Genomic DNA, 19,035 nt, shown 5'->3' on the forward strand with positions numbered 1-19,035 from the left:
TCATCGTTTTGTGCCGTTATGCATGTCGTTGTCCCAAAACCGCTGCACACTTTTGGGCGACATGCATCAGCCCCTGCCCCAGCGCGGCGGTGGCGGCTGAGAGTTCGGATTTTCCGGCCGACCGCCTCGAGTGCGCAAGGTCAGCAAAAATCCGATCAGGCCGATCGCCATCAGCGCGAAGCCGACCGGCCGTGCACGGCTGTCGATCTCGCCTGCGCCGGAGCGCAGGATGAGATCGACAGCCCGCATCGGTATGTCGTCGGCATCACCCGGTCCGACGGTGAAGACGTAGGGACCCGGGCTGACGGTCGCGATGACGCCGGCCTCGTCGCGAAAGATCTTGTCGGGCAGTTGCGGGCTGGCCTGGCGAGGATTGTCGGAATGGTTGAACTGCAGCGTCGAGGCGAGCACCGTGCGGCCATTGCTGGCGGCGGTCAGCGTCAGCACGGTGCGCTGCTGCGAGACGATGCGCTCGGCTCTTGCGGTCAGGTCGACCAGCACCCGCACCGGCGCATCGCGGCCGGAGAGCGGCACCGTCAGCGGCTTGAAACGGCCTTGCTCATAGACCCGCCAGGTGCCGATCTCGTGCCCGGAGAAATTGCTCATCGCCCAGGGATAGATGACACCGACGCCGGCGCCGACAAGCAGGATCAGGACAAACAGAAAGCGCATTCACATCACCATGGCGTATCGTGACCTTGCCAATAGCGCCCCGACGGCCAAAAGGCGATGGCCAGTTGCGGCAGCCACCCTGGAGGTGGACCGTACGGGGTGCGAGCGCAACCAGATTGGCGGCGTGGCTGCGCAACAATGCCGATAACGTTCTACCTATGCGCTCAAAAATTAAGCCGTGTATTTCGCGCGCCGCGCTGAACATTGCTGTCGGCTCATTCTTGGCCGTTCTTGCTGTCAGGTTTTGATTCTACCTCAAGGAACAGCTTGGCGCGTCCGGCAACATATTGACGTCGATCGAGCCAATATGCTGATTCATAAACAGGATTTGCCTTGTGCGCCATGCTTCGGTCCGAGAGGCCGTAGCCGCTTTCATGATTAACCATTCGCGAGCGCATTTGGTTAAGGAATTGCTAATTTGGTTGACTATAATTTCCACAGGTATATTTTCGATGCGTTGGGATGTGCAATTTGGGCGAGCAATCGATGGTGACACCGGGCGTGTGATCGCGATTTCGGGGCGCGGAGAATGCTGAGCGGCAGCACGGAGGTTGTGTAGTCGCACCAGCTTCGCGAAAGCCAAGAACAATTGACGCACATCAGTGATGGCGCTTCCGCAGATGCGGAGGTTTGCCACGTTCTCAGGAACGTGGCCGGGCGATGCTTTGTCCCGGCCCGGCGGTAGCGTGTTCGGTGCGTATGAGGAAAGCATGACTAAGCTTGTCAAGGTTCTGAAACTGGAATCCGGCAGCCAAAAGGACGCCAGCCAAAGCCGACGACGCGCCCTTGTCGCCGGAGGAGCGGGATTTTTAGGTTCGCATCTGTGCGAACGTCTTTTGCGGGACGGATACGACGTTGTCGCGCTGGACAATTTCCACACCGGCAAAAGATACAATCTCAATGCCCTTCAGCGCAATCCGAGCTTCAGCTGCATCGAGCACGACATCGTCGATGCACTGCCTTCGGACCTTCAGTGCGACGAGATCTACAATCTCGCCTGCCCAGCCTCTCCGCCGCACTACCAGGCAGATCCGATCCACACCTTCAAGACAAGCGTGCTTGGCTCGCTGAACCTTCTGGAACTCGCGCGACAGAACAAGGCCAAGATATTCCAGGCCTCGACGTCCGAAGTCTATGGCGATCCCTTCGTGCATCCACAGCCCGAGAGCTACTTCGGCAACGTCAATACGCACGGGCCGCGCTCCTGCTACGATGAAGGCAAGCGCTCGGCCGAAACCCTGTTCTTCGATTATTCGAGAACCTATGGTCTCGATATTCGTGTCGCCCGCATTTTCAACACCTACGGTCGCCGCATGCAGCCCGACGATGGACGTGTGGTTTCGAACTTCATCGTCCAGGCGCTGCGCGGCGAGGACCTGACCGTCTATGGCAGCGGCCAGCAGACGCGCTCCTTCTGCTATGCCGACGACCTGATCGAGGGCTTTATCCGGCTGATGAATGCGCCGAACGCGCCCGCCCACCCGGTCAATCTCGGCAACCCTGCCGAATTCACCATCATGGAACTGGCGACGCTGGTCGTCGATTACACCAACGCCCGATCGAAGATCGTGCATCGGCCGCTGCCCGTCGACGATCCCAGGCAACGCAAGCCGGACATCTCCTTTGCCAGGGCCAATCTCGGCTGGGAGCCGAAAATCAGCTTGAGCCAGGGGCTCGCGCGTACCGTCGAGTATTTTGATACCCTGCTCTACGGAAGTCACATCGCCAGAGGAGCTGCTGCTTCATGAGCCGGCCGGCGGTCCTGGTGACGGGTGGAGCCGGCTTCATCGGCAGCCACACCTGCAAGCAGTTGGCCGCCGCCGGCTACATGCCGGTGGTTTTCGACAATCTGAGCCGCGGCAATGAGAGATCCGTCGCCTGGGGGCCGCTTGTCGTCGGCGATATCCGGGATCGGGATGCACTGCGGCGGGCGATGGAAACGCACCGGCCGACGGCCGTGATCCATTTTGCTGCGCTGGCCTATGTCGGAGAGTCCGTTCGCGAGCCGGCCGAATATTATTCGACCAATGTGACAGGCACCATCGCGGTGCTCGATGCCGCACGCGCGAGTTCGATCGAAAACATCATCTTCTCCAGCAGCTGTGCGACCTACGGCGTGCCGGAGGCGTTGCCGGTTCGCGAGACCTCCTCGCAAAATCCGATCAGCCCCTATGGGCGCACCAAGCTGATGGGTGAACAGATCATCGGCGACTATGCGTCCGCGTACGGAATGAAATTTGCGATCCTGCGCTATTTCAACGCTTGTGGCGCCGATCCCGATGGCGAGCTCGGTGAGTGGCATTCGCCGGAAACCCATCTGGTTCCCAGAGTGCTCATGGCCGCATCGGGCATCATCGACGCGATCGAGGTTTTCGGCACCGACTACGACACGTCGGACGGCACTTGCGTAAGGGATTATATCCACGTCACCGATCTGGCCCGCGCCCACCTGAAAGCGCTCATGCATATCGAGGGTGGCGGGCGAAGCCTTGCGGTCAATCTCGGCACAGGGCGGGGCGTCTCCATCAAGGAGATTGTCAAGGCGGTCGGCCGAATCACGTCGAGGCCGGTTCCGGCAGTGTTCAGGAGCCGACGCGCCGGAGATCCGGCGGAGCTCTACGCCGACCCGGGAAGCGCACGCGAACATCTTGGCTTTGTGCCGGAGCTTTCAGACATCGATACGATTGTCAGGACGGCCGCTCCCTTTTTCGGACTGAAGACCAGGCCCATGAAACTGCCGCCAGTGAGGGCGGCAGCGCCGGTCGTCGCCCGACGGGTCAGAGATAGCGGGGGTGACAGTTCGCGCGCTGGCCAAATCCGCTAGGGCTGCAGATATAAGGCGAGCCGCCCGAGAACGTGCTGCCATCGCCCGGATTGAACGAGATGTTCACCGGCGCCGGCGTGCTGGCTTTGATCCGTTGCGGCGGTGCAAAGGCGTAGGCACTTTCGGTCCCTATTGTGCTTGTCATCTGGATCGGAAGGTCGGCCCGGAGCGAGCGCACGAGAAATCTGGCCTGCACGGGCTGGACCGAGGGCTGACTGCGGACCGGGTGGACGATGGGCCTGATAAGGACCGAACCGGTTTCAGTTGCGTCCATACCTTGACAACCTGCAACCATAGAGCTCAGCGCCACAGCCGCGGCAATAGATACGACATTCTTGCTTGAGCGAAATACGCTCGCGGAATTTCTCATCCTCTGTCCCTTGCTATCAAGTATAAGCCAGGGGCGCATTGCGACATACTATACTTGGGCCGCTTCCACGCCGCATGAGTGACCACTCGCACATCACACGTTATATTAGATATCACTAATTATTAAATTTCATCAAAACCGTATGGCAGGCCATCGTCTTGTCGTCCAGGCGATGCAGTTGAATGCGACTAAATGCGCTCGGCGCGCCGAGCGCCTGCCGAGCCACTCAACCATAAGCGATTCGCGGGTTCCACGACAGGCGCACGGGAAGAACAGCCCGGCCATCTCAGCGCGGCCGGAAGCGCGGCCTACTTTTTGGCATCGACCAGCTTGCGGGTCACTTCGAACTGCGCGCCCTTGGTGTCGCCTGCTTCGAATTTCTTGTATTCGTCGGAAGGATCCTCGGGAGATCGCTTGAAACCGTACCATTCCCCGTCCGGATCCTTGCGTTGCTCGATATTCAGGCCCTGAATGCGGTGGCTGTAGCAGGTGCGGTGCTGCTCGCCGGTGTAACCTTTCGATCGCCAGGCGAGCTCCATGCACATCTTGCCATCCTTGGTCACCAGCCATCTACCCTCCGCGACAGACGTGGTGTCCTGCCCGGACGTCCAGGCCTGGAGACGTCGATTGTCCTGCGCGAAAAAGGCCGCGCCGTTTTTCCATATCCATGTGCGGTCGGCATAAAGAAGCTGCAGCTCGTAGGCAGTTGGAGCCGGTGCGATGACCGTTCCCGCTGGTCTGCCGTCTTTGGCGGCAGCCGCATGCGCCGTTCCCGAAAGCGCCGTCTGGCCGCAGAGGGCCAGGAGAAACATGAGTTGCATACAAGTTGCGAACCGACAATGTTTGCGTCGACCGTCGACACCATGCGGTGGCAATCCGGTCAGAGCTGTCAGTACAATTGGCGTTCGCATGCCCGTTTTGCCCAAGGTAGCACTATCATCGCTCTGACAGCCGTATGAACTATTTAACAGTCGCGAGAACGGTGATGTCAACCTTTGCGAGCGGACGGACAACAACCGTTCCAGATGTGCGCATCCCGCTGTCGTCAAAATTAAGAAATGTGTCATATGCTCTGCCAACTCTGACAATCGCACTCAAAAGCAACATCCGCAGACGTCAGGGAGGACGCGGTTTCAAATGGCGGGCGACCCGGAATTGAACCAGGCCGAAGGTCAGCAATACCGGCAGCAGTCGACCGTCCGGGAAACGACTGCTCGCAACACCGTGAGCCCCAACATGGCGATCTTGCTGGGGATACTGTTCATTGCGATCCTGTTCAGGTTCCACAACATAACCTTGCCGCTGGTCGATGCCTTCAGCTGGCGCGAAACAAGTACCGCGATGATGGCCGACAATTTCCAGCAGCGCAGCTGGAACATCTTCTTCCCCGAGGTCAGCTGGACCGGGCCCGGGCCAAGCTATCAGGGCCGCGAGTTCCAGATCGTCAGCTATCTGACCGCCATACTCTACCAACTCTTTGGCTGGCACGACTGGTTCGGCCGCATGATTGCGGCCCTTTTCGGCTTGGTGACGGTGTTTTCACTGCACAGATTAACGGCGCTATGCTGGGGCGAGACGCACGCCCACGCCGCGGCACTTGCCTATGCGCTGATGCCGGCGGCGATCATGATCGACAGCTCGTTTCTTCCCGACCCCTCGATGCTGGCTCTGGTAACCTTGGGCGTCTGGCTTTTCACGAAATACTGGACGGGAGGCAGCGCGTGGCTGCTCCCTTTCGCCACAGCCAGCTTTTCCCTCGGTGTGCTTGCAAAACCACCGGGTTTGGCTGCTGGAGGCGTCATATTCTATCTGATGGTTTGCTGGCTTTTGCAAAATCGGCGAAAGCATGCGGCCAAAGTATTCATAAGCGGACTGGTCAGCCTGTTCGTCATCGGCGCCTACTACAGCTGGGCCATTTATCTCGGGCGAACCTATCCGCCCTTTCATGTCGCGGGCAGCGGATACATCTGGGATTCTGGATTCTGGACGTTTTTCAGCAACGATTTCTATTTCAAATCTGTTTGGAACACGTCGGTCTGGTGGTTTTATGGCTATCCGTTCATGATTTTGATGGCGGTCGGATTCTGGATACCGCCCCAGCCAGTCGCGGAATCGAAAGAACGCGCTCTTTCGGCCATACCTTTCATATGGCTTGCAGCGGCCTCTGTTGTTTATCTCGCTGCGGCACGTGAGATCACGACCAATCCATGGAACTATCATATATTCCATGTGCCATTTGCGATGTTTTGCGGCCGTGGCGCGGTCGTCCTGGCGACGCTTGGAGCCAAAACCGTTCCGTCTCCTGGGATAATTCTGCGGTCGATTTGCATCGTGGCCGCTATGCTTGTCTGGTCGACTTTTCCCCTCGTCCGGACGATGAAGGCGCCCTTCGCCATGAATGGAAAGTTGCTTGGCGACGAGCTGGCGCGCAGGGCCCAACCTGGCGATCTTGTCGTGGCCATCGCTCCGGAGGTGGGAGATCCCGTCGCAGTCTATTACAGCAGGGCGCGCGGGTGGGTGTTTCCGCCTGGTGGCGGCGACGTGGAGTGGTCCAGGTTCGTCGAGGACGATGCCATCGCGATAGCACAGCTTGAGGAACTTCGCACGCAAGGCGCGGATTGGTTCGGCGTGGCAAAGGATGCCGAAGACAGTCAGAAACGGCCGTTCATCGAGCATCATGACGGGGTGATCGACTATCTCAACAAGATCGGGACCAAGCGGCTGGATTCGGACAACCTCCTGATTTATGAAATCAGCCGGCCTTGATCTGGTCAGGCCGTTGGGCTTATGGGCTGGGGATCAGGCAAACGTTGGAAATCCGGCGACGGTCAGCGACCTTGCCGACCCGCCCTCGCCTGCCCAACGCAGCAAGCTAAGCGAGACAAGCCGGCCAGCAAGGTCAAATATCTCTACGGCTGGCGGAATTCGACGGTTGCGACCGGAGGAATTGTTGAAACGAGCGATTTCGATCATTGTGACGCTGGCCCTGCTGGCCTGGCTCGCCAGCGACTCGCGCTGGCGCATGGTCGGCGACGCCTTTGCCCGCATCACGCCCGGCACCTTCGCCGTGGCGACGATCGCGTTCTTCGCCACCTATGTCTTGCGTGCGCTGCGCGTCTGCGACGAGTTCCGCGACGAGGTGCATGGCCGCTTCGGCGCCTGCCTGCGCGTCATTCTGATCCACAATGCGATGATCAACGTCGTGCCCTTTCGCGGCGGCGAGACGGCCTTTCCCCTGCTCCTGCGCCAGGTCTTCGGCATACCGATCATGCGCGCCAGCGCCTCACTGCTGTGGTTCAGACTGCAGGACGCTTTCGTCGTCGGCGTGCTCGCCCTGGCGGTGTGGCCGGGCCTGCATCCGGCGATTAGGATTGCGGGCGGGGCCGTCTTGATCGTCGCCGCCTGGTACCTGCCGCGCTGGGCGCGTGCACCGCATGACTGGGCCGGCCGCGGCAAGATCGTGGCGAAGCTCGGCAAGCTCCGAGATGTGTTCACCGAAGCAACCGGACGCTCGCGCTATGGCTGGTGGTGGACGATCGCGAACTGGTCGCTGAAGCTCACTGTGCAGGGATGGTTGTTGGCAATGCTGCTGGGGACATCCTTTTCGACCGCCTTTCCAGGCGTCGTTGGGGCCGAAGGAGCCGCCATACTGCCGGTGCAAGGCGTCGCCGGCTTCGGCACCTATGAAGCGGGAGCAGCGGCGGCGCTGCTCACCTCCGGAATCACGATGAAGAATGGCTTGCAGGCGGCGCTGGCGCTGCACCTGTTCATCTTCTGCTCGGCAATCGCCACGGGTGCGATCGCCTGGCTGTTTCCCTCGAAATCGACGCTGCCGGGAAATCCGGCTGTCGGACCTGCAAGGAAGCCATCCCAATGAACGTATTGCCCATCCCTGCTTCGGGACTGCCTGACGGCGCGGTAATGCCGAACCATACGCTGTCCATCGTCGTCCCCATGTACAACGAGGCCGAAAACGTCGAGCCGCTGCTGGCACGGATCCACCAGGCGATGGAACGCTACGACCAGCCCTGGGAGGTCGTGCTGGTCGATGACGGCAGCACCGACGCGACGGTGAGCGAGATCAGGCGCCTTGCAGCGCATTACGGCTCGCATGTGCATGCGGTCGAACTGGTGCGCAACTACAAGCAGACCGCCGCGATGCAGGCCGGCATCGACGCGGCGCGCGGCGACGTCATCGCCACGATCGACGGCGACCTGCAAAATGATCCCTACGACATCCCCCGCATGGTCTATCGCCTGCTGAGCGAGGATCTCGACCTGGTGGTCGGCTGGCGTAAGGACCGCCAGGAAGGTTTTTTCATGCGCAGGCTGCCCTCGCGCATCGCCAACGCGCTGATCGCGCGCGTCACCGGCGTGCGCCTCAAGGATTATGGCTGCAGCCTCAAGGTCTATCGCGGCAACGTCATCCGCAGCGTCAAGCTCTATGGCGAGATGCACCGCTTCATCCCGGCATGGCTGGCCACGGTGACGACCCCCAGACGCATCGCGCAGGAGGTGGTGACGCACCATGCCCGCATCCACGGCCAGTCCAAATACGGCATTTCGCGCACCTTCAGGGTCGTGCTCGATCTGGTGTTCATGTACTTCTTCATGCGCTATCGCACACGGCCGGGACATTTCTTCGGCGGCATCGGCATCGTGCTTGGCGCGCTGGGTTCGCTGATCCTTGCCTACCTGCTTTGCCTGAAGCTGTTTTTCGCCGAAGACATCGGAACACGCCCGATGCTGTTCACCGGCTTCTTCATGCTCATCGCCGGGGTGCAGATGGTGACGTCGGGCGTGCTGGCGGAAATGCTGGCACGCGTCTATCACGAGGCGAACGGAGCATCGGCCTATGTCGCGCGGCCACGGCCGCCGGGCGGCGACAATGACGGCTGGCACGCCCCGGGCCGAGCATCGTGACCTGATCGGAATGCCACGGAGGTCCGCGCCTAACGAACGCATGGCGGTTGGAGGGCAAGAGGCAAAGCGCAACGTCTGCGCAAACCTCCCGCCCTCCACTCGCGCCCCCCGGCAAAGACCCGGCAGCAGTCAAATCGGCCGCGCTTCAGGTCTGATGGCTTAGTAACGCGAACGGCAGCTGGCGCGCTGGCCGAAACCGCTCGGACCACATATCCAGGGCGAATGACCCAGGAGCGGGCCGCCATTGCCCAGACTGTAGGAGACCTTCACCGTCGCCGGCCTGCCGACCCGCTGCGGCCGCACGAAGGCCGCATAGGCCTCCTCCCTCGTACGCGTCACGTTGGTCATCTTGGTGAGCGGTTTGCGGTTGATCAGATGCAGCCGCTTGTCCTTGGCGTAGTGCACCCTCTGGCCAAGCGAATGAACCACGGGCTTGGTGCCGATCGAGCTCGTCTTGGTGGCATCCATGCTTTGGCAACCGGACATCATCGAGATCAATGCAACCGCGGCAAATGCACAGGCATGTTTCTTGCCGAGCCTTGCCCCTCTTTCCATTATTTTGTTCATCGCTATCCCTGCCATGAAATACAAGTCGCTGGAGCGCGGAGATATATTGCTCTTATTTGCTTTCCGCACCACGCGAGTGACCCATCGCCACTCACATCATGGGCTGTATATTAGGGGAGACTTATTAAATATCATGCAAACGATATGATGAGCGCGGTCTTTCGGCACTCGACCGGATATTATTAAAATTTGACCTTTTGGGCTCGTGCCTGGTCCTGCCACAGCTTGCCGGCCGGCTATCAAGGCAAATGCGGTTCAGGGGAGTTGTTTGCGCACGGACGCCTGTCGGCGTCAGCGTGGCGGATTCCAGGCGGGGTCAAGATGGAATGTGCGGGTTCCGCTCCCGCCGCGCCCGGCTCCGGAAACCGGGTAGGCCACGCTGACGATGCGCATACCGCCTGCCCCCTGCTGGAGCCCATATATGCCTTCCAGGCCGCGGTCACAGAACGCGGCGCCCGGGACGAAGAGCGCAACGCCAGCGAGCGAGGCCTGCAAGGTGAGTTTCGCGGCATTGCAACGCAACGAAATTTTGTTCTCCACGAGGTGCCTGGTGATGATCACGACCACAAGCAATCCGTAGACGAACGCATTGAAGGCAGCGAACCAGTAGAAGCCGGTGGCGTCCGAGGCGCGGTCTACAAGAAGGACCGGCAGCGAAGCTCCCATTGCAAGCACCACATAGGGAACAATAACGCGGGCAGGCAGCAGGTTTTTCGGGCCGCTGCCCTTGGGGGTAACGCGAAAATCGACGAACGACTTGGTCAGATAATCGCGGATCGACGACAGCGTGCCCGCCAGCACCCACGGCCAACGAGCGAAGAATGAGAACAACATTCCCTCCCAACTGATCGTCTTGGCGGTCAGTGGGCGCGACAGCCCGAAGGACTTCAACAGCATCACCAGCACAATCAGCGAAATCGAGTTCGGCGCATAGTATAGAAGGAAGTCAATATACGTCACATTGGCGAAATTCTGACCCGTAATAAGTGCGTATATCGGCATGATGTACATGAGAAGCGAAAATACGGCGAAAAGCGGATACCAGAGCTGGCGGAACAGGAACTGGAATTTCAGCCGTGGCGATACCTTGGAAAGGTATATGGGCGAGTATTCGAGCATGATCGTCATCAGGCTCCGCGACCACTGGAACTCTTGCGTGACAAGATCGGCAAAGGTTTGCGGGCCGTCGCCATGGGCAATGGCGTCTATGGCATGCACACCGCGCCAACCAGCCGCAATGAACAGCATGGACGTCGAGTGATCTTCGGCCAGTTCCGGGCCAAGGCCGCCGACCTGCTTGAGCGCTGCGGTTCTCACGGCATAGTGCGAGCCGATGCAGAGCGGCGTTCCGTCGCCCGTGTGGCCGGACTGCAAAGGTCCGTGGAACATCCCTTCCGGGAACAGCCGGCCGCGTGCCGACCAGCTTTCAGCGGCATTGTTGTCGCATATGCTCGGCGCCGATACATAGCCAACCGCCGGGTCGGCAAAGGCAACCAGGATTTCCCTGAGATAGGTTGGTGTCGGGACGTGGTCCGCGTCCATCTGAGCGACGAAGTGATAGCGTTCATAACCATAGTGGTCGTAGAAGAAGGCCAGGTTTCCCTCTTTGCAGCGCGTCCGGCGGGGCCACACCTTGCGGTGATAATCTTCCCGCCCGCGCCGCGTCGAAATCATGACGTTATGGGCATCGCACCAGGCAATCGTTTCCTCGGACGGGTCCTCGTCGGCCAGCCAGGTATCATGCGGACAGTCCTGCGCCAGCATTGCCTCGAGGGTTCGCGCAACCACGGAAAACGGCTCTGACGGAGCCTTGGTCACCACCATCGCGACACGCGAATGCTTCGGGATCGTGTGAAGCCTGGACGGCTTTTTCATCGCATGCACGTTCAAGAGAAAATACATCGGCATGAATGTCAGCCATACGAGCGTCAATGTCGCCAGCATGTATGGGATAACGTGTTCGATGTGCCCGGGCTGCAGCCACCAGAACCAGAAAAATCCGAACGTTACCGACCAGCAGGCAAGTCCTAGCTTCCAGATCCGCTTCTGGGCGGCCGACAGCACGGGCACCAGAAAAGGAGGCTTCTCCGCCGCCTTGCCCGGAGCTGCCCCACGCCCCCGTTTCGGCATGGTCTTACTGCCGATGATCCCCACGTCCGCGGAAACACTCATACACTTTACTGCCGCCACCCGAGCATCAGCCAAACGACGGCCGATGAGCCTAACCCAGCAGCAGAATCCGCTCAGGCATCCTTAGAGTCAACTAAATTAGTTATTTCTTAACTACGGTTCTTCAGAACTGGTTAAGGATAGTCCGGTGGAACAGTTTCCACCGACCAGCACGTGAACGATGAGCCGCAAATTTTTCAGCGCTGGAGAATTCGCCGATGGGCCAAAGCTGTCCGGCAAGGATCGAACTTTGAGAGCAGCGTTAACCATGTCGCGCGCACATGGTTAAGCAACCGTTAATTGCACTTGACTCTTGGTCGCGACCGGCTCTTAAATTAGCCAGGGATGATATATCGGGATATTGACGCGAATTTGTGAGTATCGCGGCGAACTTTCTCTCGAGCGCCCCCTGTATAGGGCCTTGAGAGATAATTTTTTGGGTGGCTCTGTGTCAGGTTTCGCACATCCGCCAACGGGTCGCTCCGAAATCCCGCAGATTCTGCCAAATAGAGCCGATCGGTTTTGGGTAATCGTGTCGATCAAGCATCGATGCGCACGGGCGAAGCCTTAACTTCCGCAAGAGGTTGGGGCCATGGGAGATCGACATGAAACACTCCACAGTAAAAGCACTTGCAATCGCGCTGGCATTGGGCGGAAGCGCCGCGTTCCCCACGGCAGGAGGCGCTGGCTCAGTAGCCGCGACGGACCCCGTCCAGACGAGCAGCGCCGCCTCGGCGTTCGGATCCTACGATCCCTACGGCGACTTCAGCGCCGACAAGAGCGCCAGCATCGAAGAGCTGTTCCTGCCCTGGGAAGACGTCGATCTGTCGACGCTGCCACTCGCCGACGCCTATGCGCTGCAGCGCGGCCGTTCGCTGCTGATCACGGTTGAGCCGTGGACCTGGTCCAAGGACTGGCGCATCACCCCGCCCGAATTGCGCGACGGCATTTTGAGCGGCAAATATGACGCCAACATGCAGGCGATCTGCGACCTGGTGGGACAGATGAAGAGCCCGGTGACCATTCGCTGGGCGCAGGAAATGGAAGACAAGAACGGCCGCTTCACCTGGGCCAACTGGGCTCCCAAGGACTGGATCTCCGCTTACAAGCGCGAAGTCGACATCTGCCGCAAGGCTGCCCCCGCAGCCAAGTACATGTGGTCGCCCAAAGGCGAAGAGGGTTTGGAAAAATACTACCCCGGCGACGACTATGTCGACGTCATCGGCCTGTCGGTGTTCGGTCTGCAGAAAAAAGATGATGACGAGACCGGCCGCGACCGCACCTTCGCTGAGCTGCTGAAGCCCGGCTATGACCGCGTTGCAGTGTTCAACAAGCCGATCATCGTTGCGGAACTCGGCTATGTCGGGAAGCAGGACTATGTCTCGAAATGGCAGGAAGATTCCCGCAAATCCTACGCGGAGTTCCCGGCGCTGACTTCGGTTGTCTACTTCAACCAGAAGGAAGTGTGGCCGTGGCTGGGTGGCTATGGTCTGCCCGACTGGAGGGTGACCCAGCACGTCCTGCCGTAGACGCATCGTGCTGATCGACCCCGACGCGATCGGGATCGACTTCCAATCTCCTTGTTTGATCGTGATCCATCCCGAACCAGCGGTTCGGGATGAGGATTGAGGCGTGGCGTAAATCAGTCTGTGGAGAAGTTTCGTGAAGCGGGTAGTGGGAAATTATCTTGGAGCGGCATTCGCCTGCTCCGTTCTTGTTCTTGCCTTCCAGGCTCCTGCGACAGCCAAGACGGCGATGAAAATCGCCGAGCAGGCTCAAGAGGCCACAGCGGTTCCTGACGAAGGCGTCTACCAGATCTATCAGAACCATTCGTGGCTGTGGGGCAAGAAGGGCGCCGGCTTCTTTGCCGTCAAGCAGAGACAGTTCGAGTCCTGGACCCACGACAAAGGCAAGTCGGGCTATGGCGACGGCATGTGGTTCATTCCCGGCGGCGGCAAGCTGTGCTGGCGTGCGCAATGGCACGGTTCCTGGGGCGTGAAGGGCTCGATGACCTGCTTCGAGCACCGCCAGGCTGGCAAAGTAATCTACCAGCGCAAGGCTCCGGATGGCGACTGGTATGTTTTCAAGAGATTGAAACACGGCGACTACGTCACCCGGAAACAGAACCGGATCAAGGCAAGACTGTAGGATCGAGTCATCCGCCACAAGCGGCTGGTCTACGCCTTGCGCTCCCAGCGGCGATCTGGCGTCTGTTGCCAGTAGGTGACGTCGTGGCCAGCGCTCTTCATCACCTTCCAGTGTCCTCGCGCCGCCTCGAGCTGGGCGGCATCGTGGCCATCGAACAGGAACACCGCGCGCTCGTAGCCGCCAAGGTCAGGCGGCACCGCGCCGTCGACCAGGAACCTTATCTTGGCGTCGTTGGGATTGCCGTCGCCGGTGGTCAACAGAATCGGCTGTTCGCCGGGATGAGCTTCACGATCGGTTGCGTGCGCCAGGAACGAATCGTCGCGGAAGGTCCAAAGATGCTGGTCGAGCGCATCGCGGCGTTCCTCGGTGCCTGTCTGCACCACGGCGCGCCAGCCACGGTCGACGCTGCGCTCCAGGAGGCCTGGCAGCGCATCCTCCAGCGTCGATTCGGTCAGGTGGTAGAACAGAACGTCGGCCATCGCTTCAGCCTATAGTGATCGAACCCGTTCACTGCTCATAGTTATCGCGCACCAGCCGGTCGAGCAGCCTGACGCCGAAACCGGAACCCCACGACTGGTTGATCTCGTTCGACGGCGCCCCCATCGCCGTGCCGGCTATGTCGAGATGAGCCCATGGCGTGTCCTTGACGAAGCGCTGCAGAAACTGCGCCGCGATGGTGGCGCCGCCAAAACGGCCGCCGATGTTCTTCATGTCGGCGTTCTTGGAATCGATCAGCTTGTCGTATTCGGCGCCGAGCGGCATGCGCCACAGCCGTTCCTGAGTCGCCTGCCCCGCCACCGACAATTTTTCGGCCAGTTCGTCATTGTTGGAAAACAGGCCGGCATAATGTTGGCCGAGCGCCACCATGATGGCGCCGGTCAGCGTCGCCAGATTGACCATGAATTTCGGCTGGAAGCGGTCGTTGCAGTACCACAACGCATCGGCCAGCACGAGGCGGCCCTCGGCGTCGGTATTGAGCACCTCGATGGTCTGGCCCGACATCGAAGTGACTATATCACCGGGACGCTGGGCATGACCGTCGACCGCATTTTCGACCAGTCCGATGATACCGACGACATTGGCTTTCGCCTTGCGGGCCGCCAGCGCATGCATCAGGCCGGTAACGGCGGCGGCACCGCCCATGTCGCCCTTCATATCCTCCATGCCCGAGGCCGGCTTTATGGAATTGCCGCCGGTGTCGAAAGTGACGCCCTTGCCGACGAAGGCGATCGGGCTGTCCTTCGGCTTGCCGCCGTTCCACTGCATGATCGCCATGCGGGCGCCGCGTGGCGAGCCTTGCGCGACACCGAGCAGCGAGCCCATGCCGAGCTTCTTCATTTCCTTCTCAGCCAATATCTCGACCTTGACGCCGAGTGCCTCGAGTTCCTTGGCGCGGGCAGCGAACTCGACCGGCCCAAGCACGTTTGCCGGTTCGTTGACGAGGTCGCGCGCCAGAAGGACGCCGTCGATCACCGCCTCGGCATCGGCGAAGGCCTTCTTCGCAGCGGCCGGATCGGCGGTATGGATGGTCACCTTGACCGGCTTCTTCGGCTCTGCCTTGCCGTCGTCCTTATCCTTCCTGGTCTTGTACTTGTCGAAGGAATAGCTGCGCAGGAGAATGCCCGCGGCAAGGCTTGCCGCGTCCTTCGCGCTCGGCGAGGCGCCGACCACATCGAGGACTACCGCTACCTCGGTCGCCTTGCGCAGCGACGCGGCAACGGTGCCGCCAAGCTTCAACCACGCATATTCGTCCAGTCCCGACACCTTGCCGGTGCCTATCGCCACCAGTCTGTCGAGCGACGCTCCCTGCGGGGCCAGAACTTCCACCGTGCTGGCGAACTTGCCGGTGAACTCAGCCACGGGAAAAGCCCGCTCCAGTGTCTTGCCGGGATCACTGGGCTTGGCGACGTCGCTCAGGCCGCCCTCATCCGCCGCGAGCACGAAGACCGTGCCCTTCTTGTTCACCCCGCTCTGGGACCCGGAAAATTTGGCGAAGGCGATCGACGGTCTTTGATTCATCATGTCCTGCTTTCAGGGAATGCGCGACTTTTGGGGAAGCGGTTCGAAACGATGCGCGACATTTGGTCGTTTTCCGGCATTTGGCAAGACTTTGCCGAATTGGCATCCCATATGACCTATGGAATCGATGACGATTCGTCGCGGCACGGCCCCGCTTTTTGCCGCAACTTGTTGTTAACCATCGATGTTCGCCCTTTCTTATCCATTCCCGCCGACACTCCGCCCAGCCGGGGGGCGTGATGTGGGACAGAACCCGGATAGACCATCTGATGAGCCAGTTGTGCAGGCGCTGCCGGACAGCTACCTTGTTCGGCGGCATGATGCCGTTCGAAAAAATCGAGAAAAGCCTTCATGAAGGTCGTTGAACGCTACATCATGCGCCGCGCTTTCGTGGTCTTCATGGCCGCTCTTGTGTGGACGCTGGCGATCGTATGGACGACGCAGGTGCTGGCAAAGATCGATCTGGTCACCGACAGCGGCCAATCGGCGCTGACCTTCTTCGAAGTCGCCGCCCTCATCCTTCCGTCCATCATCCCGATCGTAGTGCCTTTTGCGCTGGTGGTGGCGGTCGCACAGACACTCAGCGTCATGAATTCGGATTCCGAACTTGCCGTCGTCAACGCCGCGGGAGCCTCGCGCTGGACGATCGTGCGGCCGATCATGTTGCTGGCGCTCGCCGCAGCCGTTTTTTCCTTTGCCGTCGACAACGGCATCGATCCTTACGCACGGCAGAAGAACCGGGCCCTGGTGGCATCGTCACGCGCGGATCTGTTGTCGCTGATCATCCAGGAAGGTACCTTCCGCAAGATCGACGACGGGTTGTTCCTGCAGGTCGGCGAGCGCCTTCCCAACAATCGGCTGGGCGGCATTTTCGTCGCCGATTCGCGCGAAGAAGGCGTCAACCTCGTCTACTACGCCAAGACCGGCAGCATCATCGAACGCGGCGGTGAAAAGGTGCTGATGATGAATGACGGCGTCATCCATCGCAAAACGCTGACCGGCGATCTCTCCGTCATCCGCTTCACCTCCTATGCCTTCGACATGTCGGCCTTCATGGCGGCGGCTTCAGCGGTGACGCTCCTGCCCAAGGACCAGACGACGCAGTACCTGCTCAACCCGAGCGCCAACGACAAGTATTATCAGCAGAGCCCCTACGAATACCGGGCCGAAGTCAACCAGCGGTTCTCGGAATGGACCTATTCCATGGTTTTCGCGCTGATCGCGCTTGCGGTCGCCGGGGATGCGCGCTCGCACCGCGAGGCGCGCGTCAATCCGCTGATCACGGCGATCACGATATCGCTGTTCGTGCGTTGGCTGGGCTTTTTCGCCGCCAGCAAGGCGGATGAGATCCCGCAATATGCCTATATGGTCTATGGTGTGCCGATCGTGGCTTCCGCGGTGGCGATCTGGTTCATCGTCTCGAACCGGACACTGGAACTGCCCGTGACCTGGGCGGACTGGATGACAAACTTCGCCTCGCGCATCGCTGACAGCTGGAATGCTTTCAAATTGCGTTTGTCCAGGCGCGGCACATCAGGGCAAGGGGTCGGCTGATGGGCTGGACACTGGGCCGCTATTTCTTCTTCCGCTACGTGACGATCACCATCTGGTTCTTCATCGGCCTCCTGGCGCTGGTGTTCCTGATCGATTTCACCGAGCTGTCCGGCCGCACCACCGGCCTGCCCGGCTTCACCTACGGCACGGCGGTAGCCATTTCAGGCCTCCGCATGCCGATGATCATGCTGCAGACGGTGCCGTTCGTCGGTCTCTTCTCGGCGATGGCGACGCTGGTGTCGCTGAACCGGCGCTACGAGCTGGTCATCGCGCGTTCCGCCGGTGTTTCCGCCTGGCAGTTCCTCTTGCCCTGCTGTATCGGAGCCTTGCTGTTCGGCGTCCTGTCGGTTGGCGTCATCAATCCGCTCGCCGCGCACGCATTCTCCTGGTCCGAGCAGATCGAAACCCAGCTGCGTTCCGGCAAATCGAATACGGTCTCGGCCGATGCCGCGCCCTGGATCCGGCAGAAAACCAGTTCGGGGGACACCATCATCGGTGCGCGGGCCATCCTGAACCAGGGCCTGGAAATGGCCGATGTCGTATTCTTCATTCTCGACCCGCAAGGCAACATCGTCGAGCGCAAGGATGCTGCCCGTGCCTTCCTGCGCGACGGCTATTGGGAATTGCAGGACGTCAAGACGTTCCAGAACGGCACGATCCAGGCATCGGCAACCGATCGCGTACCGACCAATCTGAAGCCCGAATTCGTGCAAGAGCGGCTGGCGCGCCCGGAAACCATCCCCTTCTACGACCTGCCCGGAAAGATCGAGGTTGCCCGCTCCTTCGGCCTCAAGGCAAATGCCTTTGCCATGCAGTTTGATTCGCTCGTGGCGTTGCCGTTCCTTCTCGTCGCCATGACGCTGATCGCGGCAACGGTTTCAATGCGATTTGCTAGGATGGGGCAGTCGGCGACGATGATTCTGGGTGGCATCATCGCTGGCTTTCTGCTTTATGTCGTTTCGGTTCTGGTGAAGGCATTCGGCGTGGCGGGATTCGTGCCGACTGTCGTAGCCGCCTGGGTACCGGTCATGGTGGCTATGTTCTTCGGGGTGACTTTCCTGCTATACAAGGAAGACGGCTAGTGAGGGAGGCGTTTTTGCCCAGCAACAGGCAGGCCGGTTTGGCGCGCCTCTATGCGGCGACCGCCTTGGCGTGCGTGCTTGCCTACGCCGTTCCGGCACCGGCGCTTGCGCAGGACGTCGGCGACATGGCGACATCGGTTCCGTCCGGCTCGCAAATGCTGCTGGCGGCCGACACGCTGGTCTATAACAACGACAACCAGACCGTGACCGCCGTTGGCGGCGTGCAGATCGACTATGGTGGCAATCGCCTTGTCGCCCAGCGGGTCGAGTACAACCGCAACACCAAGCGAATGGTCGCAAGCGGTAACGTCGAAGTCATCAACAGCGACGGTACCAAGATCAATTCGCAGCATATCGACATCACCGATGACTTCGCCGACGGCTTCGTCAACGCGTTGCGGGTCGAAACCATCGACAAGGCCTATTTCGCCGCCGAAAGCGCCGAACGCATGGGCGGCGTGCTGACCACCTTCCACAATGGCGTCTACACCGCCTGCGAGCCGTGCGAGGATAAGCCGGACAAAGCGCCGACCTGGCGCGTCAAGGCCAAGAAGATCATCTGGAACGGCGAGAAGAAGACGGTTCGCTTCGAGAATGCGAATTTCGAGTTCTTCGGTTTTCCGCTTGCCTATCTGCCTGCATTCGAAATTGCCGACCCGACGGTGAAGCGCAAGAGCGGCTTCCTGATCCCGAGCATCATCTACAAG

16 protein-coding genes and 1 pseudogene are annotated in these 19,035 nt (G+C 60.2%); 10 read left to right on the forward strand and 7 right to left on the reverse strand.

Going from position 1 to position 19,035, the window contains the following annotated elements:
• Positions 1-66 precede the first annotated feature (66 nt).
• Together ENZ74_RS03730 and ENZ74_RS35660 are read right to left on the reverse strand one after the other, a co-directional pair.
• Positions 67-672 carry a hypothetical protein gene (locus ENZ74_RS03730; RefSeq protein WP_013532492.1) on the reverse strand — a complete coding sequence of 202 codons (606 nt, stop codon included), beginning with the start codon at positions 670-672 and terminating at the stop codon, positions 67-69.
• Positions 673-887: 215 nt separating this feature from the next.
• Positions 888-1,016 (reverse strand): hypothetical protein, encoded by a 129-nt coding sequence (locus tag ENZ74_RS35660; RefSeq protein ID WP_272482885.1) that lies wholly within the window; start codon positions 1,014-1,016, stop codon positions 888-890.
• A 366-nt stretch (positions 1,017-1,382) separates the two neighbouring features.
• Between ENZ74_RS35660 and ENZ74_RS03735 the strand changes: the two genes are divergently transcribed.
• Both ENZ74_RS03735 and galE read left to right on the forward strand, forming a co-directional pair.
• The gene (locus ENZ74_RS03735) at positions 1,383-2,420 is read left to right on the forward strand and encodes a UDP-glucuronic acid decarboxylase family protein (protein ID WP_013532493.1); all 1,038 of its coding nucleotides are present in this window, start codon (positions 1,383-1,385) and stop codon (positions 2,418-2,420) included.
• The gene (galE, locus tag ENZ74_RS03740; RefSeq protein ID WP_013532494.1) at positions 2,417-3,496 is read left to right on the forward strand and encodes a UDP-glucose 4-epimerase GalE; all 1,080 of its coding nucleotides are present in this window, start codon (positions 2,417-2,419) and stop codon (positions 3,494-3,496) included. The genes ENZ74_RS03735 and galE overlap by 4 nt, the downstream gene beginning before the upstream one ends.
• Before the next feature lie 678 nt (positions 3,497-4,174).
• Here galE and ENZ74_RS03750 read toward each other — a convergent pair.
• A complete protein-coding gene (locus ENZ74_RS03750) occupies positions 4,175-4,792 on the reverse strand; it encodes a DUF995 domain-containing protein (protein WP_245321910.1) in 618 nt (205 codons plus the stop codon).
• A 211-nt stretch (positions 4,793-5,003) separates the two neighbouring features.
• On the opposite strand from ENZ74_RS03750, the gene ENZ74_RS03755 reads away from it, so the two are divergent.
• The 3 genes from ENZ74_RS03755 (at position 5,004) to ENZ74_RS03765 (ending at position 8,789) form a co-directional block, all read left to right on the forward strand.
• Positions 5,004-6,632 carry a glycosyltransferase family 39 protein gene (locus tag ENZ74_RS03755; RefSeq protein WP_013532497.1) on the forward strand — a complete coding sequence of 543 codons (1,629 nt, stop codon included), beginning with the start codon at positions 5,004-5,006 and terminating at the stop codon, positions 6,630-6,632.
• Positions 6,633-6,816: 184 nt separating this feature from the next.
• Entirely contained in the window at positions 6,817-7,743 is a 927-nt protein-coding gene (locus ENZ74_RS03760; RefSeq protein ID WP_013532498.1) for a lysylphosphatidylglycerol synthase transmembrane domain-containing protein, read from the forward strand.
• Positions 7,744-7,787: 44 nt separating this feature from the next.
• Positions 7,788-8,789 (forward strand): glycosyltransferase family 2 protein, encoded by a 1,002-nt coding sequence (locus ENZ74_RS03765; RefSeq protein ID WP_244514345.1) that lies wholly within the window; start codon positions 7,788-7,790, stop codon positions 8,787-8,789.
• Positions 8,790-8,948: 159 nt separating this feature from the next.
• Here ENZ74_RS03765 and ENZ74_RS03770 read toward each other — a convergent pair whose 3' ends face one another.
• A complete protein-coding gene (locus tag ENZ74_RS03770) occupies positions 8,949-9,356 on the reverse strand; it encodes a hypothetical protein (protein WP_013532500.1) in 408 nt (135 codons plus the stop codon).
• 291 nt (positions 9,357-9,647) lie between these two features.
• On the reverse strand, positions 9,648-11,528 hold the full coding sequence (locus ENZ74_RS03775) for a cellulose synthase catalytic subunit (RefSeq protein WP_013532501.1): 1,881 nt from the start codon (positions 11,526-11,528) through the stop codon (positions 9,648-9,650).
• Positions 11,529-12,130: 602 nt separating this feature from the next.
• Here ENZ74_RS03775 and ENZ74_RS03780 point away from each other — a divergent pair.
• Both ENZ74_RS03780 and ENZ74_RS03785 read left to right on the forward strand, forming a co-directional pair.
• Positions 12,131-13,054: a glycoside hydrolase family 26 protein gene (locus tag ENZ74_RS03780; RefSeq protein WP_013532502.1), complete on the forward strand. Its 924-nt coding sequence runs from the start codon at positions 12,131-12,133 to the stop codon at positions 13,052-13,054.
• A 133-nt stretch (positions 13,055-13,187) separates the two neighbouring features.
• Positions 13,188-13,673, forward strand: coding sequence for a DUF995 domain-containing protein (locus tag ENZ74_RS03785; protein WP_013532503.1), 486 nt, complete (start codon positions 13,188-13,190; stop codon positions 13,671-13,673).
• Between the two features lie 29 nt (positions 13,674-13,702).
• Here ENZ74_RS03785 and ENZ74_RS03790 read toward each other — a convergent pair whose 3' ends face one another.
• On the reverse strand, positions 13,703-14,152 hold the full coding sequence (locus tag ENZ74_RS03790; RefSeq protein WP_013532504.1) for a DNA polymerase III subunit chi: 450 nt from the start codon (positions 14,150-14,152) through the stop codon (positions 13,703-13,705).
• 28 nt (positions 14,153-14,180) lie between these two features.
• Complete coding sequence (locus ENZ74_RS03795; protein WP_013532505.1) at positions 14,181-15,692, reverse strand: leucyl aminopeptidase; 1,512 nt, start codon at positions 15,690-15,692, stop codon at positions 14,181-14,183.
• 351 nt (positions 15,693-16,043) lie between these two features.
• Here ENZ74_RS03795 and lptF point away from each other — a divergent pair, with 351 nt between their 5' ends.
• The 3 genes and pseudogenes from lptF to ENZ74_RS03815 form a co-directional block, all read left to right on the forward strand.
• Positions 16,044-17,246, forward strand: coding sequence for an LPS export ABC transporter permease LptF (gene lptF, locus ENZ74_RS03805; protein WP_013532506.1), 1,203 nt, complete (start codon positions 16,044-16,046; stop codon positions 17,244-17,246).
• Complete coding sequence (gene lptG / locus ENZ74_RS03810) at positions 17,243-18,328, forward strand: LPS export ABC transporter permease LptG (protein WP_174299091.1); 1,086 nt, start codon at positions 17,243-17,245, stop codon at positions 18,326-18,328. The genes lptF and lptG overlap by 4 nt, the downstream gene beginning before the upstream one ends.
• A pseudogene (locus ENZ74_RS03815) lies at positions 18,328-19,035 on the forward strand (LPS-assembly protein LptD); the annotation flags it as partial. The gene lptG and the pseudogene ENZ74_RS03815, both read left to right, overlap by 1 nt.

This window comes from Mesorhizobium sp. M7A.F.Ca.CA.002.15.2.1, from assembly GCF_003998715.1.
In the GTDB taxonomy this organism is placed as follows: domain Bacteria; phylum Pseudomonadota; class Alphaproteobacteria; order Rhizobiales; family Rhizobiaceae; genus Mesorhizobium; species Mesorhizobium ciceri.

Coding starts and splice junctions, on each gene's coding strand:
- ENZ74_RS03770 (WP_013532500.1), bottom strand. CDS start 9,356: ATGAACAAAATAATGGAAAGAGGGGCAAGGCTCGGCAAGAAACATGCC.
- ENZ74_RS03780 (WP_013532502.1), top strand. CDS start 12,131: ATGAAACACTCCACAGTAAAAGCACTTGCAATCGCGCTGGCATTGGGC.
- galE (WP_013532494.1), top strand. CDS start 2,417: ATGAGCCGGCCGGCGGTCCTGGTGACGGGTGGAGCCGGCTTCATCGGC.
- ENZ74_RS03755 (WP_013532497.1), top strand. CDS start 5,004: ATGGCGGGCGACCCGGAATTGAACCAGGCCGAAGGTCAGCAATACCGG.
- ENZ74_RS03730 (WP_013532492.1), bottom strand. CDS start 672: ATGCGCTTTCTGTTTGTCCTGATCCTGCTTGTCGGCGCCGGCGTCGGT.
- ENZ74_RS03775 (WP_013532501.1), bottom strand. CDS start 11,528: ATGAGTGTTTCCGCGGACGTGGGGATCATCGGCAGTAAGACCATGCCG.
- lptF (WP_013532506.1), top strand. CDS start 16,044: ATGAAGGTCGTTGAACGCTACATCATGCGCCGCGCTTTCGTGGTCTTC.
- ENZ74_RS03795 (WP_013532505.1), bottom strand. CDS start 15,692: ATGAATCAAAGACCGTCGATCGCCTTCGCCAAATTTTCCGGGTCCCAG.
- ENZ74_RS03735 (WP_013532493.1), top strand. CDS start 1,383: ATGACTAAGCTTGTCAAGGTTCTGAAACTGGAATCCGGCAGCCAAAAG.
- ENZ74_RS03790 (WP_013532504.1), bottom strand. CDS start 14,152: ATGGCCGACGTTCTGTTCTACCACCTGACCGAATCGACGCTGGAGGAT.
- ENZ74_RS35660 (WP_272482885.1), bottom strand. CDS start 1,016: ATGGCGCACAAGGCAAATCCTGTTTATGAATCAGCATATTGGCTCGAT.
- ENZ74_RS03765 (WP_244514345.1), top strand. CDS start 7,788: ATGCCGAACCATACGCTGTCCATCGTCGTCCCCATGTACAACGAGGCC.